The organism is Shewanella pealeana ATCC 700345 (genome assembly GCF_000018285.1).
GTDB classification, from domain to species: Bacteria; Pseudomonadota; Gammaproteobacteria; order Enterobacterales; family Shewanellaceae; genus Shewanella; species Shewanella pealeana.
On record NC_009901.1, the window covers coordinates 2,690,234 to 2,704,799 of the forward strand.

Below are 14,566 nucleotides of genomic sequence, written 5' to 3' on the forward strand. Positions count from 1 at the left end.
GTGCTAAATCACAGTTTTATCGGTAAAATATCTGTTCTTTTTTTCCAAGTTTCTAACAATTATTCTAATAATTATAGGTGATAAAAATGTCGACTCCACAACCCTGGTATAAACAGTTCTGGCCTTGGTTTCTTATCATATTGCCGCTTTGTGCTGTGGTCGCAAGTATCAATTTGTTTTGGGTTGCTTTTACCAACCAAGACCCATTAGTTACCGAAGAGTACTATAAAGAAGGTAAAGGCATTAATATTGACCTTCGAAAGATAAAACATGCTAAGCAGCTTGGAATGAACTACATGCTAGAGTTTGATGACAAGTACGTAGAGCTCTCTCAGCAAGGTGGCGACAAGTACCTTGCTGGATTAAGCATTAGCTTTTATCACCCAACACTTGAAGAACGAGATTTCTCGCAAATTGTTACCGCTGATGCCAATGGCGTATATCGAATCGATTTAACACAATCGATTGAAGGTCCTTGGGACGTCAGAATTGAAGGCTATGATCAAACTTGGCGCATTCAGCAACGTGTGATGCTAAAAGACGACCAACAGTACTGGTTAAACTAACTCCTTTATGCCCTAACCCGTTCGCTCTGCTGCGGGTTTTCAATAATTAGAAAAAGAATAACATCTCATGAGTCAAGCAAGCTGCTTTCATTGTAGCGAACCTGTTTTAACAGGTAAGCAATTTACCACCTGTATTAACGATGATGAGCAGCTTATGTGCTGCCCGGGGTGCCAAGCCGTGTCGCAAGCAATTATTGACGCGGGGTTGACCAATTACTATAAATACCGCACTGAGCCTGGTAGTAAACAGACTGCGTTGGTTCCTGAAGAGTTATCGAACTTCAGTGCTTATGACTTACCTGAAGTACAGCAAGACTTTATCCAGCAAAGAGACTCGCTCAATGAAGTGTCTCTAACGGTAGATGGCATTACCTGCGCGGCGTGCGCCTGGTTGATTGAACATAAAATCAATAAACTCGATGGTGTTGCAAAAATACAGGTCAACTCCACCACACAGCGTGCGCTGATAGCTTGGGATAGCGAAACAATTAAGCTGAGTGAAATTCTCAATCAGATAAGCTTAATTGGTTATCAAGCAGCCCCTTTTCAAGTTGACGAGCAAGAAATAAAGAGTAAGCGAGACAGCCGTAAGTTCCTGCTACGTCTTGGCCTTGCAGGTTTTGCTACCATGCAGGTAATGATGTTCGCCCTCGCCCTTTATTCTGGTTACTTTAGTGATTTAGACACCGAATACCGCGATTACTTCCGCTGGGTAAGCATGTTATTTGCAGCGCCGGTGGTGTTCTACTCGGCGCAGCCATTTTATTTTAGCGCCGTGCGCTCGATGCTAATGGGCCGCTTAAACATGGATGTATCGGTCAGTATTGCGATTTGTGGTGCATATATTGCCAGTTGTATCGAGACCATCAATGGGACTGGCGAGGTGTATTTCGAATCAGTCTCCATGTTTACCTTCTTCCTATTGCTGGGTCGCTTCTTCGAACAAAATGCCCGTCAAAAGGCGTCAGTTAGCTCCAGTAATCTGCACAAGCTGGTGCCTTTAACGGCGCAACTTAAAACGGATGAGGGTTTTGATGAAGTCCCTGCAAAACGTCTAGTCATTGGCGATATCATCTTAGTGAAACCCGGGGATGTCATCGCCGCCGACGGCATAGTGATCGAGGGCGAAACCGCCGTTAACGAAGCCATGCTCACCGGTGAGCAGATGCCGCTGCAAAAAATGATAGATGCCGAGGTGTTTGCCGGAACCATTAATATTGAGCAACCTATCTTAGTAAAGGTGACCGCGCTTGGACAAGATCAACTGGTTGCGGAAATTATTCGCCTGCAAGAGATAGCGTCCAACAATAAACCTAGAGTCGCGCTTTATGCCGACAGGTTCTCTAACTACTTTACTGCCGCGATTTTATTGATTGCAGCCTTAACCTACCTGTTTTGGTACTTCTACTCGCCAGAAGATGCTTTTTGGGTGACATTATCGGTACTGGTGGCAACCTGCCCGTGTGCCCTCGCTCTAGCAACGCCTACGGCTGTCACCTGTGGTACGGCGATTATGACTCGTTTAGGCATTATTACTCGTCGCTCTGGCGTGTTTGAGAAACTGCCGAAAATACAACATGTTGTTTTTGATAAAACCGGCACCCTGACCCTAGGTTCACTGTCGATTAGCGATGTTGAACTCACGGCCGATTGGTCAGAAACAGCTGTACTCGCCCATATTGCCGCATTGGAGTCAGGCTCTTTGCATCCAATTGCTAAGGCCTTTGCAGCACACTTTAATGGCGCCATCACTGTCAGTCATAGACAAAGTGTTGTTGGTAACGGGCTATCTGGCACTATCGATGGGCTTGAATATAGAGTCGGCAGTCAGCAGTTTGTTAATGGCACAAATGATGTTGAGGCGTCGACTATCGTCTGGTTTAGCCAAGGGCACACCTTGCTGGCTAAAATCACCTTAAATGATGAAGTGCGTCCAGAAACGGCGCAAGCCGTTACTCAGCTTAAGAAGATGGGCTGTAAAATCAGTATTGCCAGTGGCGATAACTCGACAGAAGTTGCTGCCTTAGGCCAGCGTCTTGGTATTGACGATGTACATAAGGGACTCTCACCTAAAGACAAGCTAGCTTTAATCGATAAGTTTCAGCAGCAGGGTCAAGTGGCCATGTTTGGTGATGGCATTAACGATGCTCCTGTACTCGCTGGAGCGAACTTATCTATTGCTATGGGCAGCGGCGCCGCGATATCTAAAAATAGTGCCGATATCATTTTATTGGGTGATAACCTTTCGCGTTTTGCCGACGCAGTAAAGGTCGCTAAATCAACGGGGAGGATTATCAAGCAGAATTTATTCTGGGCGCTAGGATATAACCTGTTTATAATTCCACTGGCCGTGAGCGGCCACGTTGCTCCTTACATCGCTGCATTGGGGATGTCAGCAAGCTCACTCATTGTTGTCAGCAATAGCCTAAGACTGCTTAAGGTTCGTTTATGAGTATTATCTATGTCCTGATCCCAATCGCTATGCTTTTCGTGCTCGTCGCGGTAGGTGTATTCTTCTGGGCCGTAAAATCTGATCAGTTTGATGATTTAGAAAAACAGAGTGTGTCGATTCTTTTTGAAGAAGATGAGGCGCCAAAGGAAAAACCACAAGCCAACAAACTCGATGAAAACAACCCGAGTAAGAAGTCTGCTGAGTGAATGATTTCAGCCTAATTGGGGCATTTATCGTCGGCGTAATGGGCGCGGGACACTGTATTGGTATGTGCGGTGGCCTTGTCGGGGCATTATCGGCTAACTTACCCAAGAATAGTGGCGCTAATGCTCTGGTATCCCAACTAGGTTACCTGCTGAGTTACAACAGCGGTCGTATCATCAGTTACGCCACTGCCGGTGCGTTAATTGGTGGCAGTGCCAGTGCCCTTGGAGTCTTGTTCGATGCCGACTCCTATTTACTGGTTTTGCGCATTTTTGCTGGCCTTATGATGATCATCACCGGGCTTTACATCGCACAACTCTGGGCTGGCGTGGTTCAGATTGAGCGTATTGGAAAATTACTGTGGCAATATATCGCCCCAATTGCCAATAAATTCATTCCGATAAAAAACCGCTCCCACGCCTTTATTGCTGGTGCGCTTTGGGGCTGGCTCCCTTGTGGTCTGGTTTATAGCATGTTGACCTGGGCTGTTGCTGCGGGGAACCCGCTTGAAGGCGCTCTTATCATGCTTTGCTTCGGCCTAGGCACATTACCCGCATTATTAAGCGCAGGTATTGCAGCAAGCAGCTTTAGCCGCTGGGTGCAGAAGAAAACAGTACGAATAATAAGCGGACTGGCGTTAATCGGTTTCGGAGTACAAACCTTGTACGTGGCGATTAACCAGCTTAACTAGCTCCGATTATCAAATTAGTTTAACATAGTAGATGAACAGTCAAAATTGAGAGAGACAATGTCAGCAGATAACAACAAGAATCGCCGTCAGATGGCGTCAGGATGTGCGATTCATTGTCATGATTGCAGCATGGGTACACTTTGTATTCCTTTCACACTTAACTCCAATGAGTTAGATCAGCTTGATGAGATCATCGAACGTAAGAAGCCGATACAAAAAGGCGAACCGATTTTTAAATCTGGCGATCCGCTAAAGTCTTTGTTTGCGATCCGCTCTGGCACAATCAAAAGTTATACCATTACAGAACAAGGCGATGAACAGATCACAGGCTTCCACCTCGCTGGCGATGTCATCGGTTTCGATGGGATTCATTCCCAATCTCATCAGAGTTTCGCGCAGGCCCTTGAAACCTCAATGGTTTGTGAAATCCCTTATACCACTCTCGACGAGCTAACAGGTAAGATGCCTAAGCTTAGACAACAGATCATGCGCTTAATGAGTAATGAAATTCAAAGCGATCAAGAGATGATCCTGTTATTAAGCAAGAAGAATGCAGAAGAGAGACTCGCAGCCTTTATCAGTAATTTAGCTAAGCGCTTCGGCAGCAGAGGTTTTTCACCAAGAGAGTTTAGGTTAACCATGACTCGTGGTGATATTGGTAATTACCTTGGTCTGACCGTTGAAACAATTAGCCGCTTACTTGGTCGCTTTCAAAAAGCAGAACTTATTGAAGTTAAAGGTAAATACATTACAATATTAGATATTGACGCATTAAGCGAACTATCTGGTAACAGTAATATTGCGCGATAGGATTTATTCGGCAATCAGCTTGATCTAAAACAATATAAATTCATCGCAATCATGCAAGATGAAACTAGACGATATTTAGATAAGGAAACGGCTATGATGGACTATCAGAAACTCCTTGTGGTTGTCGACCCAACGACAGAAAAACAGGCGGCTCTAGCAAGAGCCGTTGAACTCGCCTCAGAAAGCAAAGCCGAAATTACGGTCTTTTTATCGATTTTCGACTTCTCCTACGAGATGACCTCAATTCTTTCCGGTCAAGAAAGAGAAGCGATGCGGGAAGGTGTCATTAACCAGCGTAAAGCTTGGATAGATGACATTATAAAACCTTATTGTAAAGATGGCATAAAAGTCACATCTGAAGTTATCTGGCATAACCGCCCTTTCGAAAGCATTATCAGACAGGCAATTGACGGTAACTACGACCTTATCGTTAAGGGTACTCACGAGCACGATAAGCTTAAGTCGGTAATATTCACACCGACAGACTGGCATCTTATGCGAAAAGCCCCTATCCCAGTGCTGCTAGTTAAAGAACATGACTGGCCTGTAGCGGGTAAGATAGTTTGCGCCATTAACGTCAGTGCAGAAGACGACGCAAATGAGACGCTTAATGGTAAAATTATCACTCACGCCAGCAAACTCGCTAAGCAATTTAATGCTCAGGTACATCTAGTTAATGGTTACCCTGGCACTCCTGTTAATTTAGCCATAGAGCTGCCTGATTTCGATGCCCACACTTACAGTGAAACCATTAGGCTTCAACACGAAGAACGAATTTGCTATCTAGCAAATGCCTACGGGATCTCTCCTGACTTTTGTCATGTAAAAGAAGGCTTACCAGAAGATGTCATCCCCGATTTAGCCGCTGAGTTAGATGCAGAGCTAGTGATTTTAGGCACGGTAGGCAGAACCGGACTTTCTGCTGCATTAATCGGTAATACGGCAGAGCATGTCATCGACAGTATCAACTGTGACTTATTGGCGATAAAACCTGATGGTTATAAATCACCATTAGAAGAGGTCTAACCGCTTTCTAAGCTTTACCCGAAGCCATTAAGCTGGAATAATACGCGCCCTGAACTATTGTGTACTAGGCGCGTTTTTTATGTCCGAAGAATTAACTCCACAACAAGTCACTCGTATGACTAAACTGCAGAAGCGTTTACGCACTGAAGTTGGCCGTGCAATTGGTGATTACAACATGATTGAAGAAGGTGACCGAGTTATGTGTTGCCTCTCGGGTGGCAAAGACAGCTACGCCATGCTCGATATCTTGTTGAACCTTCAGCAACGCGCTCCTATTAAATTCGAAATCGTTGCGGTTAACTTAGATCAGAAGCAACCCGGTTTCCCTGAAGATATTCTGCCAGCATACTTAGATACTTTAGGCGTGGCTTACCATATCCTAGAAAAAGATACTTACTCTATCGTTAAAGATAAGATCCCAGAAGGCAAGACTACCTGCTCACTATGCTCGCGCCTACGCCGCGGTACCTTATATGGCTTTGCGCAAAAGATTGGTGCGACCAAAATTGCTCTAGGCCATCATAGAGATGACATCATCGAGACCATGTTCTTGAATATGTTCTTTGCCGGTAAGATGAAGGCAATGCCACCTAAGTTACTATCAGATGACGGTGCCAACATGGTTATTCGCCCGTTAGCCTATGCTCGCGAAAAAGATATTGCTGAGTATGCAGCGCTTAAAGGCTTCCCAATTATTCCTTGTAACCTTTGTGGGTCACAAGAAAACCTCAAACGTGCAGCAGTCAAAGAGATGTTAGTACAGTGGGACAAGCAGCATCCAGGTCGTATTGAAACCATCTTCACTGCGATGCAAAATACTGCCCCATCACAGGGTGTAGACAGAGAGCAGTTTGACTTCTTATCACTGCAGCGTGACCCAGATGCGCCAATGAGTGGTCAAGTTGCCGAATCTGATCTGCCTGCATTCGATTTCGTTGATGTATCGAATAACGGTCATATCAACCTTGATGCCGCTGCGCGAATCGATGTTGTCAGTACTTATACGCCAGAATAGCCTATTGATGAATAAAGATAAAAAAAGCCCTGATTAACAGGGCTTTTTTGTAGCAGTATTTCGGCTCTTAGTAACTTATTTCACTGTCCAAGGACTGATAACCTTAGGTGCTACAGATGTCTTTAAGCTAGTTAGCGCTGCTAACTGACTGCTTTCAAGACGATATGTGCCTGTCACAGGAATGGCCTTATCATCGATGTAAACTGTCGCGTCACCATCAAACTCTAGATTTAGACCTGCTATATCCGATGCGAAATAGCGCATTGGAAAGCCTTGCATCTGACTCAGTAAAGCATTCATCTCTTGCTCTACCTGCATAAGCTCTGCTTGCTTGTAAGACTGCTTGGTATTCTTTGCCCTTACCTGCATTGCAATTGCACAAGACTGTGCATCACCTTCGACATCGAGATTAATCAAGGCACGATCGGACTTAAGTTGACCGTCGTAGGGTAAAAATAATCTTTGGTCTTTAGTGATGGTTAATGGGAACGAATCTTTTTCGGTAGTGATGGTTCCGTTATTAACTTTACAGCCATTGGCCTTAGACACTGAGAATGCAATTTCGACCAGCTGGTAATTACCCTTGTTTACCTGCTTGAGGCGCTGATAAAAACTCTGGTATTCAAGTGAGATTGGCTGAGCCTGACTTACCGTCGAAACACTTAATAAGATACAGCTAAGCAGCAGTTGTTTTTTCATTATTATCCACTAAAAATCGTTGGTTTTGGCGTAACATTTCAAGTAGCTCATCGATATAAGCTTCTTGGCGTTCTGAATAGTTGATCAATCCGTAAACGAGATCTTCAGCTCTAGGCGTCTTGTTCTCTGCGCGTAGGTCTGCTCTTATCGATCTCAGTAAAGAGTATGCGGCATTCGAATTGAGATTGCGCATGTATGAAGCAACTGAGTCTTCTACTGTTTTAAATAGTGCGACCTCATGAGATAAACCTTCTGTTCGCGATTGAGGTACTAAGCCACAGCCTTTTCTAAAACACCATTGACCGAAAAAGTTTAGACCTTCACGGGCAAAGCGAGAGCTCCCCCAACCTGTTTCGTTCGCAGCTTGAATTAGCACCATTTCTTCGGGTATGACATCGACTCTGACTAATAGTGTGTCGATATGCTTAATAGTAAGGCTTCTAAGGGTATATTGATACTTTTCAGATATTTGCTGTAATCTAAACTCATCGGCCTCGGTAAGAGATTTGCCATTAATAATCTGATTACGCGTCGCAATTAAAAAGTCTCTTTCATCTTGAATAATCGCGTTTTGGTGTTTAATAGACGGCCGTAAAAAAGCGAAAAATTCGCGTTTCTTTTCACTCACATCGGTTATTGCAGCAAAATCAGGTACAACACTGGCCACTTCACCGTTTTTAACGGCTTTACCTAATACAGGCGCTTGTTCTTCATTTGCTGGAATGAACACCAGTCTGATAAGTAGGAGCAGTGCAATGACTAACCCTAACGCGATAGTAAACAACCCAACTTTACCTGTTTTCACTCATTTTCCTTTCTAGAATTACATGGAATTCACAGTTAGTTAATCTGTTGGCTATTATATGCTAGCTTTACCCGATAATACATCGCGAAAAATTTCAATAATCTAGGTATAATATATGCCTCTTTTTACAGGCTTTGGGTATTCAGGAAGGAGACCCCAACAATGAAACACAATGGGCTGAATCATTATAACCATGTGGTAGCCATAGGTGGCGGACATGGACTGGGCAGAGTGTTATCAGCACTTTCCTTTTTAGGACCCAAATTAACCGGAATTGTCACAACAACCGACAATGGCGGCTCCACTGGACGCTTAAGGGCGCAGCAAGATTGTATTGCCTGGGGTGACTTACGTAATTGCCTAACTCAATTGGCTAGGCGGCCCTCTGTCGGTTCACTTATGTTCGAATACCGATTCTCAGGTGAAAGCGAATTAAGTGGCCATAATCTTGGCAACTTGATGCTAATGGCACTAGATGAGCTCTGCGTACGACCATTAGATGCGGTTAATTTAGTGCGTAACTTTTTAAATATTGATACGCGCCTCATTCCAATGTCTGAAGAGCCAACGCATTTAGTGGCTTTACAGGCCAGTGGTGAGAGTGTTTTTGGCGAAACCGATGTCGATAAGATGCAAGACACGCCGATCGCTTTGTCTCTAGACCCGCAAGTACAAGCGACTTGTGAAGCTTGTGAAGCAATACTTGAAGCTGACCTTATCATATTGGGGCCTGGAAGCTTCTTAACAAGCATCATGCCGCCGTTACTGCTACCCAAAATTGCCCATGCACTTGCGGAGTCAAAAGCTGAAGTGATCTTAGTGGATAACTTAACCGATGAGCCCTCGCCCATCGCTAACTGCAGCTTAAGCAATAAGGTCAACTGGTGCCATCAAGTGTTGGGATTAACTATCATCGACAAAATCCTTTGCAATGCAGATACTCACTATGAAGAGAATAACATCTGTTATTACCCTCTTCGCAGTTCACATCATATCGGCTTACATGACAAACAGGCGCTAGCCGATGCCTTGTCTATCATGGTTAGTCATAAGCACTGTTTAGAACAAGCTTAGTTAGTTTTGACCAGTAATGAATCCACCTAGTTCACTAAATGGTATCGGGCGTTCAATAAAAAAGGACCTTAGAGGTCCTTTTTTATTGAACGCATGAACTTTAAGAGGTAACGCTTAAAGTACTTTTGCGATAGCTGCACAGATCACAGGCATGTTTGTCTTGGTCATGCCCGCTACGCTGATGCGGCCTGAGCCGACGATGTAGACTGCAAACTCATCTCGCAAGCGGTTCACTTGGTCTTTATTTAGACCTGAGAAACTGAACATGCCGTTTTGGCGAGAGATAAAATCAAAATCTTGTTCTACACCCGCAGCTTTTAATGATTCAACAAACAGTGTACGCATTTCTGCGATACGCTCACGCATCTCTTTTAATTCGTCATGCCAAAGCTGCTTTAACGTTTCATCTTCTAAAATGGTGCTAACAATTAACGCACCGTGCGCAGGCGGATTTGAATAAGAAGCACGAATGGTGCTCTTGATTTGGCTAAATGCATTAACTGCTTCATCACCGTTCGCAGCGACAACTGTTACCGCACCGATACGTTCATTGTAAAGGCCAAAATTCTTTGAGAATGAGTTAGCAACAATCAATTCTGGAACAGTATTGGCAACGATACGAAGCCCTTGCGCGTCTTCTTCAACGCCTGAACCAAAACCTTGATAAGCAAAATCGAACAGTGGCACTAACGATTTTGCTAAGCATAGATCAGCAACTTGCTGCCATTGTGCGTTATCTAAGTCGATACCCGTTGGGTTATGACAACAGCCGTGTAGCAATACGAGATCGCCAGCTTCTGCAGTCTGTAGATCGGCTAGCATTGCATCGAAATCTAGACCATGAGTTTCCGCTTTATAGTAACGGTACTCTGCAATTTCTAATCCTGCAGTGCTAAAGATATTGTTATGGTTTGCCCAGGTAGGATTACTGATCCAAATCTTGTTAGAGCTAGTATGACGAACTAGGAATTCTGCAGCAACGCGTAAAGAGCCTGTTCCACCTGGAGCCTGCGCTGTTAATGCTCGAGATTGAGAAATGACTGCATGCTCAGTACCAAACAACAGAGTTTGAACTACGCGGTTATAGGCTTCAACACCTTCCATACCAAGATAGCTTTTACTCTTTTCCGTAGCTAATAATTTTTCTTCTGCAAATTTTACAGATTTTAAAATAGGTGTCTGGCCAGATTCATCTTTATATATGCCAACGCCCAAGTTCACTTTGTTGTCGCGAACATCTGCTTTAAATGCATCTGTTAGGCCTAAAATTGGATCGGCAGGGGCCAGCTCAACCTGGGAAAATATCATTATGGCTTTCCTAAATATTAGAAGTGTAGGGTTATCGGGTGTATTTATAACATTGATGCTATTAGTGAGAAAGAGAGATTTACGACTATTAGTAAATTTTGGGTCTTAGCATTGTTTTTATTAGTTTTACGCTGAAAAATATGAATATTCACAAATATCAGTAACTCATACTAACAATAATATAATTGCGGAACTCTATCGTTAGAGCAAAACAAAAAGCCTTCACAAAAGTGAAGGCTTTTTATCGATAACGACTAGAAATAACAGGGATTAACCGATTTTTTTTAGGCCGCCCATGTAACCGCGTAATGCTTCTGGCACTGTGATAGAACCATCTGCATTCTGGTAGTTTTCAAGTACAGCCACTAACGTACGGCCAACAGCTAAGCCTGAACCATTCAATGTGTGTAGTAAGCTTGGCTTCTTGTCAGTTTTACCTTTGTAGCGCGCTTGCATACGACGCGCTTGGAAGTCTTGCATGTTACTGCAAGATGAAATCTCACGGTAAGTATCCTGCGCTGGCAACCAAACTTCGATGTCGTAAGTTTTCGCAGAGCCAAAGCCCATGTCACCAGTACATAAAACCATTGTACGGTATGGTAGACCTAGCTTCTGCAGAACGACTTCAGCATGGCCCGTTAAGTCTTCTAAGGCCTGCATTGAATCTTCGGGCTTAACAAGCTGAACCATTTCAACTTTGTCAAACTGATGTTGGCGGATCAAACCACGAGTATCACGGCCATAAGAGCCCGCTTCACTTCTAAAACAAGGTGTATGTGCAGTCAGTTTGATTGGTAAATTATCTTCTTCAACGATAGTGTCACGAACTAAGTTAGTCAGTGGCACTTCAGCTGTTGGAATTAGACTTAGACCTTGGCCTTCTTCAGTCGCAGGTTTGGTATGAAATAAGTCTTCACCAAATTTAGGTAACTGACCCGTTCCTAATAAACTGTCTTCATTCACTAGCAAAGGTACATACGCTTCAGTGTAACCATGTTCTGTTGTATGAAGGTCTAACATGAATTGTGCTAAAGCACGGTGCATGCGAGCAATTTGCCCCTTCATCACGATAAAGCGCGAACCTGTAATCTTCACGGCGTTTTTAAAGTCTAAACCACCAATATTTTCACCAAGTTCAACATGATCTTTGACTGCGAAATCGAACTCTTTTGGTGTGCCCCAACGGCGAACTTCGACGTTTTCAGACTCATCTGCACCCGTTGGTACTGACTCATCAGGTAAGTTCGGCACGCTCATTGCGATAGCGTTTAGCTCTTCAAGTAGTGCAGCTAATTCAGTCTTCTTAGCATCAAGCTCTTCGCCTAGGGAACCAACTTGAGCCATGATAGGTGCAACATCTTCGCCTTTAGCTTTAGCTTGGCCAATCGACTTAGAGATAGCGTTACGCGACGCTTGTAGCTCTTCGGTTGCAACCTGCAAAGACTTGCGAGTTTCTTCAAGTTTGCTTAGACGCTCAACGTCTAAAATAAAACCACGAGTCGCAAGGCGCTCGGCGGTCATTTCTAATTCACTGCGTAAAAATTTTGGATCTAACATATTTTATTATCTTAATAGTTAAAAACGAGAAAACACCAATTGCTGTCCCAGATAAACGACAAAAATACAAACGCCGACATTAACAACAACATTGAATACGGCTTTCACCAAATATCCCTGTTGCATTAGCAACAGAGTCTCATTGGAAAAAGTAGAAAACGTGGTTAGGGCCCCTAACATACCAACCCCAATAAACGCCTTAAACTCCGGGCTAAGTTCGCTCACTTGTCCGAGTGCAAAAATAACACCCATTAAAAACGAACCTAAAATATTAACGACAAGTGTACCAAAAGGAAATCCACTACCAAATACCTGAAGCATCAATAATGAGATAAGATAGCGTAAAACCGCACCAATTGAGCCACCTAAGGCCACAAAAAGTACATTATTCATATCTTTTCTCCTCACTTTGTTCGTCAAGAAGCTTCAACTGAGCCAGTTTATCTTTAATACGCTTTTCAAAACCACGCTCTGTTGGATAGTAAAATTGCTGTTCGGTTAAAGATGGAGGCAAATATTTCTCGCCACTTGCATAGGCATTAGGTTCGTCATGAGCATAACGATAGCCTTCGCCTTTGCCTATCTCTTGCATCAATTGAGTCGGTGCATTACAAAGATGCTTAGGTACAGGTTCGTGTCCCGTTTCTCGGGCAAGCTGTCTTGCCTTCGCAAAAGCGGTATATACCGCATTACTCTTAGGTGCACTCGCTAAGTACAACACAGCTTGTGCTATGGCACGCTCACCTTCCGAAGGCCCCACCCGATGAAAGCATTCCCATGCATTAACGGCGACGGTCATCGCCATTGGATCGGCATTACCTATATCCTCTGAGGCGATGGCTAAAAGACGCCGACCGATATAAAGCGGGTCACAACCGCCCTCAAGCATTCGACAATACCAATATAGTGCCGCATCAGGAGCAGAACCACGAATCGACTTATGAACGGCAGAAATCAAGTCGTAATACTGATCGCCATTCTTATCAAAGCCAGCAAGTTGCTGCCCGGCTACCTGCACTATCATCTCTTCAGTGAAGGCCTCACCATCTTTAAGCATATCGCTCATTAGCTCGATAAGGTTTAACGCCTTACGCGCATCACCGTCACAAGTTTGAGCAAGCTTTAAGGCTACATCGGGTGGCAGCAGAAATTTACGCTTACCTAAGCCACGCTCTTCATCTTTTAGCGCTTGTTGGACTATCTGCCCAATTTCATCCGCTTCAAGCTGTTTAATAACATAAACCCTAGCTCTGGATAATAATGCGTTGTTTATCTCAAATGATGGATTTTCTGTGGTTGCGCCAATAAAAATGACTGTGCCATCTTCGATGAAAGGCAAGAATGCATCTTGTTGACTCTTGTTAAAACGATGAACCTCATCGACAAATAGCAAGGTGCGTTGTCCACGAGATTGAGCCACGTTCTTAGCATGCTCAATTGCGCTGCGGATCTCTTTTACACCCGATGTTACCGCAGAAATACGTTCAACATGGGCATTAGCATAACGCGCCACTAACTCGGCTAAGGTAGTTTTGCCTGTGCCGGGGGGGCCCCAGAACATCATGGAGTGAGCTCTTCCTGCCTCAAGCGCTTGGCGCAGGGGTTTGCCCTCACCTAAAAGATGAGTCTGACCTATATATTGCTCTAATGTTTCCGGCCTCATCCTAGCGGCTAAGGGCCTAAAATCCGGTGCGAAATCAAAACTGAAACTAGACACTGACTTCTCTTAATTTTGCGATTTTAAACGCTGATCATCGATATCGACATCATCAGGTACGATAAACTTAAACAGATCTTTGTCATTCTCTGCAATAGGAGTTTGATTCGTCAGGGTAAAATCACTGGTATTACCCTGTTGATCTTTTAAGACCATTTTAGTCAATTGCTGTTGGTTGAAGCAAACCTCAACTTCCGATACGCCGCTATCTTTATCTCTGGGGCTAATATCAAAACAGTCGCCGTTATTTACCACATCATATTGCGACCATGTGGCGTCATCGGAATGAACTAATAAAGCGATAGGAGATGCATTGATGGCCTGATTTATATCCATAACAGAGACTTCTTCTGCAAATGGATTATAGATCCACACATCCGTGCCATCGGCAACGATCAATGACTCATCGGGTGCAGTCAGATGCCAATAAAACTGGTTAGGGTGTGAAAGTGCGAATACGCCCTCGCCTGTTTGAATAACTTTTTGATTTATATCTGTCACAGTTTGATTAAAGTTCGCTTTTAAGGTGTTAATTTCCATTAGCTTTACTTTTAAATCATCCTGCCCTCCAGCCATAGCTGGAAGGTGGCAAAACAATGGCAGACTCAAGGCTGCTATCGTGAAAATCTTTTTCATTATACT

Annotated in this window: 15 protein-coding genes; 8 read left to right on the forward strand and 7 right to left on the reverse strand. The window is 43.9% G+C overall.

What is annotated here, in order from left to right; genetic code table 11:
• The first annotated feature begins 86 nt into the window (after window positions 1-86).
• The 7 genes from SPEA_RS11635 (at window position 87) to ttcA (ending at window position 6,764) form a co-directional block, all read left to right on the forward strand.
• Window positions 87-566, forward strand: a complete 480-nt coding sequence (locus tag SPEA_RS11635; protein WP_012155454.1) for a FixH family protein — start codon at window positions 87-89, stop codon at window positions 564-566.
• A gap of 67 nt (window positions 567-633) precedes the next feature.
• Complete coding sequence (locus SPEA_RS11640) at window positions 634-3,018, forward strand: heavy metal translocating P-type ATPase (protein ID WP_012155455.1); 2,385 nt, start codon at window positions 634-636, stop codon at window positions 3,016-3,018.
• A complete protein-coding gene (gene ccoS / locus SPEA_RS11645) occupies window positions 3,015-3,224 on the forward strand; it encodes a cbb3-type cytochrome oxidase assembly protein CcoS (RefSeq protein WP_012155456.1) in 210 nt (69 codons plus the stop codon). Before SPEA_RS11640 ends, ccoS begins: the two co-directional genes overlap by 4 nt.
• Window positions 3,221-3,913: a sulfite exporter TauE/SafE family protein gene (locus SPEA_RS11650; RefSeq protein ID WP_012155457.1), complete on the forward strand. Its 693-nt coding sequence runs from the start codon at window positions 3,221-3,223 to the stop codon at window positions 3,911-3,913. Before ccoS ends, SPEA_RS11650 begins: the two co-directional genes overlap by 4 nt.
• A 57-nt stretch (window positions 3,914-3,970) precedes the next feature.
• Window positions 3,971-4,723 (forward strand): electron transport transcriptional regulator EtrA, encoded by a 753-nt coding sequence (gene etrA, locus SPEA_RS11655; protein ID WP_012155458.1) that lies wholly within the window; start codon window positions 3,971-3,973, stop codon window positions 4,721-4,723.
• A 93-nt stretch (window positions 4,724-4,816) separates the two neighbouring features.
• Window positions 4,817-5,749 (forward strand): universal stress protein UspE, encoded by a 933-nt coding sequence (gene uspE, locus SPEA_RS11660; RefSeq protein ID WP_012155459.1) that lies wholly within the window; start codon window positions 4,817-4,819, stop codon window positions 5,747-5,749.
• A gap of 79 nt (window positions 5,750-5,828) precedes the next feature.
• Window positions 5,829-6,764: a tRNA 2-thiocytidine(32) synthetase TtcA gene (gene ttcA / locus SPEA_RS11665; RefSeq protein WP_012155460.1), complete on the forward strand. Its 936-nt coding sequence runs from the start codon at window positions 5,829-5,831 to the stop codon at window positions 6,762-6,764.
• A 75-nt stretch (window positions 6,765-6,839) separates the two neighbouring features.
• On the opposite strand, the gene SPEA_RS11670 is transcribed toward ttcA, so the two are convergent.
• Window positions 6,840-7,463: a DUF2987 domain-containing protein gene (locus SPEA_RS11670; protein WP_012155461.1), complete on the reverse strand. Its 624-nt coding sequence runs from the start codon at window positions 7,461-7,463 to the stop codon at window positions 6,840-6,842.
• On the reverse strand, window positions 7,441-8,268 hold the full coding sequence (locus SPEA_RS11675; RefSeq protein WP_012155462.1) for a glucosaminidase domain-containing protein: 828 nt from the start codon (window positions 8,266-8,268) through the stop codon (window positions 7,441-7,443). Before SPEA_RS11675 ends, SPEA_RS11670 begins: the two co-directional genes overlap by 23 nt.
• Window positions 8,269-8,430: 162 nt before the next feature.
• Here SPEA_RS11675 and yvcK point away from each other — a divergent pair, with 162 nt between their 5' ends.
• On the forward strand, window positions 8,431-9,342 hold the full coding sequence (yvcK, locus tag SPEA_RS11680) for a uridine diphosphate-N-acetylglucosamine-binding protein YvcK (protein ID WP_012155463.1): 912 nt from the start codon (window positions 8,431-8,433) through the stop codon (window positions 9,340-9,342).
• A gap of 114 nt (window positions 9,343-9,456) precedes the next feature.
• On the opposite strand, the gene SPEA_RS11685 is transcribed toward yvcK, so the two are convergent.
• The 5 genes from SPEA_RS11685 to lolA form a co-directional block, all read right to left on the reverse strand.
• Window positions 9,457-10,650, reverse strand: coding sequence for an amino acid aminotransferase (locus tag SPEA_RS11685; protein WP_012155464.1), 1,194 nt, complete (start codon window positions 10,648-10,650; stop codon window positions 9,457-9,459).
• A gap of 270 nt (window positions 10,651-10,920) precedes the next feature.
• Window positions 10,921-12,207: a serine--tRNA ligase gene (gene serS / locus SPEA_RS11690; protein WP_012155465.1), complete on the reverse strand. Its 1,287-nt coding sequence runs from the start codon at window positions 12,205-12,207 to the stop codon at window positions 10,921-10,923.
• A gap of 18 nt (window positions 12,208-12,225) precedes the next feature.
• Window positions 12,226-12,600: a fluoride efflux transporter CrcB gene (gene crcB / locus SPEA_RS11695; RefSeq protein ID WP_012155466.1), complete on the reverse strand. Its 375-nt coding sequence runs from the start codon at window positions 12,598-12,600 to the stop codon at window positions 12,226-12,228.
• Window positions 12,593-13,924, reverse strand: coding sequence for a replication-associated recombination protein A (locus SPEA_RS11700; RefSeq protein WP_012155467.1), 1,332 nt, complete (start codon window positions 13,922-13,924; stop codon window positions 12,593-12,595). The genes crcB and SPEA_RS11700 overlap by 8 nt, the downstream gene beginning before the upstream one ends.
• A 9-nt stretch (window positions 13,925-13,933) precedes the next feature.
• Window positions 13,934-14,560, reverse strand: coding sequence for an outer membrane lipoprotein periplasmic chaperone LolA (gene lolA / locus SPEA_RS11705; RefSeq protein WP_012155468.1), 627 nt, complete (start codon window positions 14,558-14,560; stop codon window positions 13,934-13,936).
• Window positions 14,561-14,566: the final 6 nt, after the last annotated feature.

What these genes read in the sequence shown, in the direction of transcription:
- SPEA_RS11685 (WP_012155464.1), bottom strand. Translation starts at nt 10,650, where the DNA reads ATGATATTTTCCCAGGTTGAGCTGGCCCCTGCCGATCCAATTTTAGGC.
- yvcK (WP_012155463.1), top strand. Translation starts at nt 8,431, where the DNA reads ATGAAACACAATGGGCTGAATCATTATAACCATGTGGTAGCCATAGGT.
- uspE (WP_012155459.1), top strand. Translation starts at nt 4,817, where the DNA reads ATGATGGACTATCAGAAACTCCTTGTGGTTGTCGACCCAACGACAGAA.
- etrA (WP_012155458.1), top strand. Translation starts at nt 3,971, where the DNA reads ATGTCAGCAGATAACAACAAGAATCGCCGTCAGATGGCGTCAGGATGT.
- SPEA_RS11635 (WP_012155454.1), top strand. Translation starts at nt 87, where the DNA reads ATGTCGACTCCACAACCCTGGTATAAACAGTTCTGGCCTTGGTTTCTT.
- SPEA_RS11640 (WP_012155455.1), top strand. Translation starts at nt 634, where the DNA reads ATGAGTCAAGCAAGCTGCTTTCATTGTAGCGAACCTGTTTTAACAGGT.
- SPEA_RS11670 (WP_012155461.1), bottom strand. Translation starts at nt 7,463, where the DNA reads ATGAAAAAACAACTGCTGCTTAGCTGTATCTTATTAAGTGTTTCGACG.
- serS (WP_012155465.1), bottom strand. Translation starts at nt 12,207, where the DNA reads ATGTTAGATCCAAAATTTTTACGCAGTGAATTAGAAATGACCGCCGAG.
- crcB (WP_012155466.1), bottom strand. Translation starts at nt 12,600, where the DNA reads ATGAATAATGTACTTTTTGTGGCCTTAGGTGGCTCAATTGGTGCGGTT.
- ttcA (WP_012155460.1), top strand. Translation starts at nt 5,829, where the DNA reads ATGTCCGAAGAATTAACTCCACAACAAGTCACTCGTATGACTAAACTG.
- ccoS (WP_012155456.1), top strand. Translation starts at nt 3,015, where the DNA reads ATGAGTATTATCTATGTCCTGATCCCAATCGCTATGCTTTTCGTGCTC.
- lolA (WP_012155468.1), bottom strand. Translation starts at nt 14,560, where the DNA reads ATGAAAAAGATTTTCACGATAGCAGCCTTGAGTCTGCCATTGTTTTGC.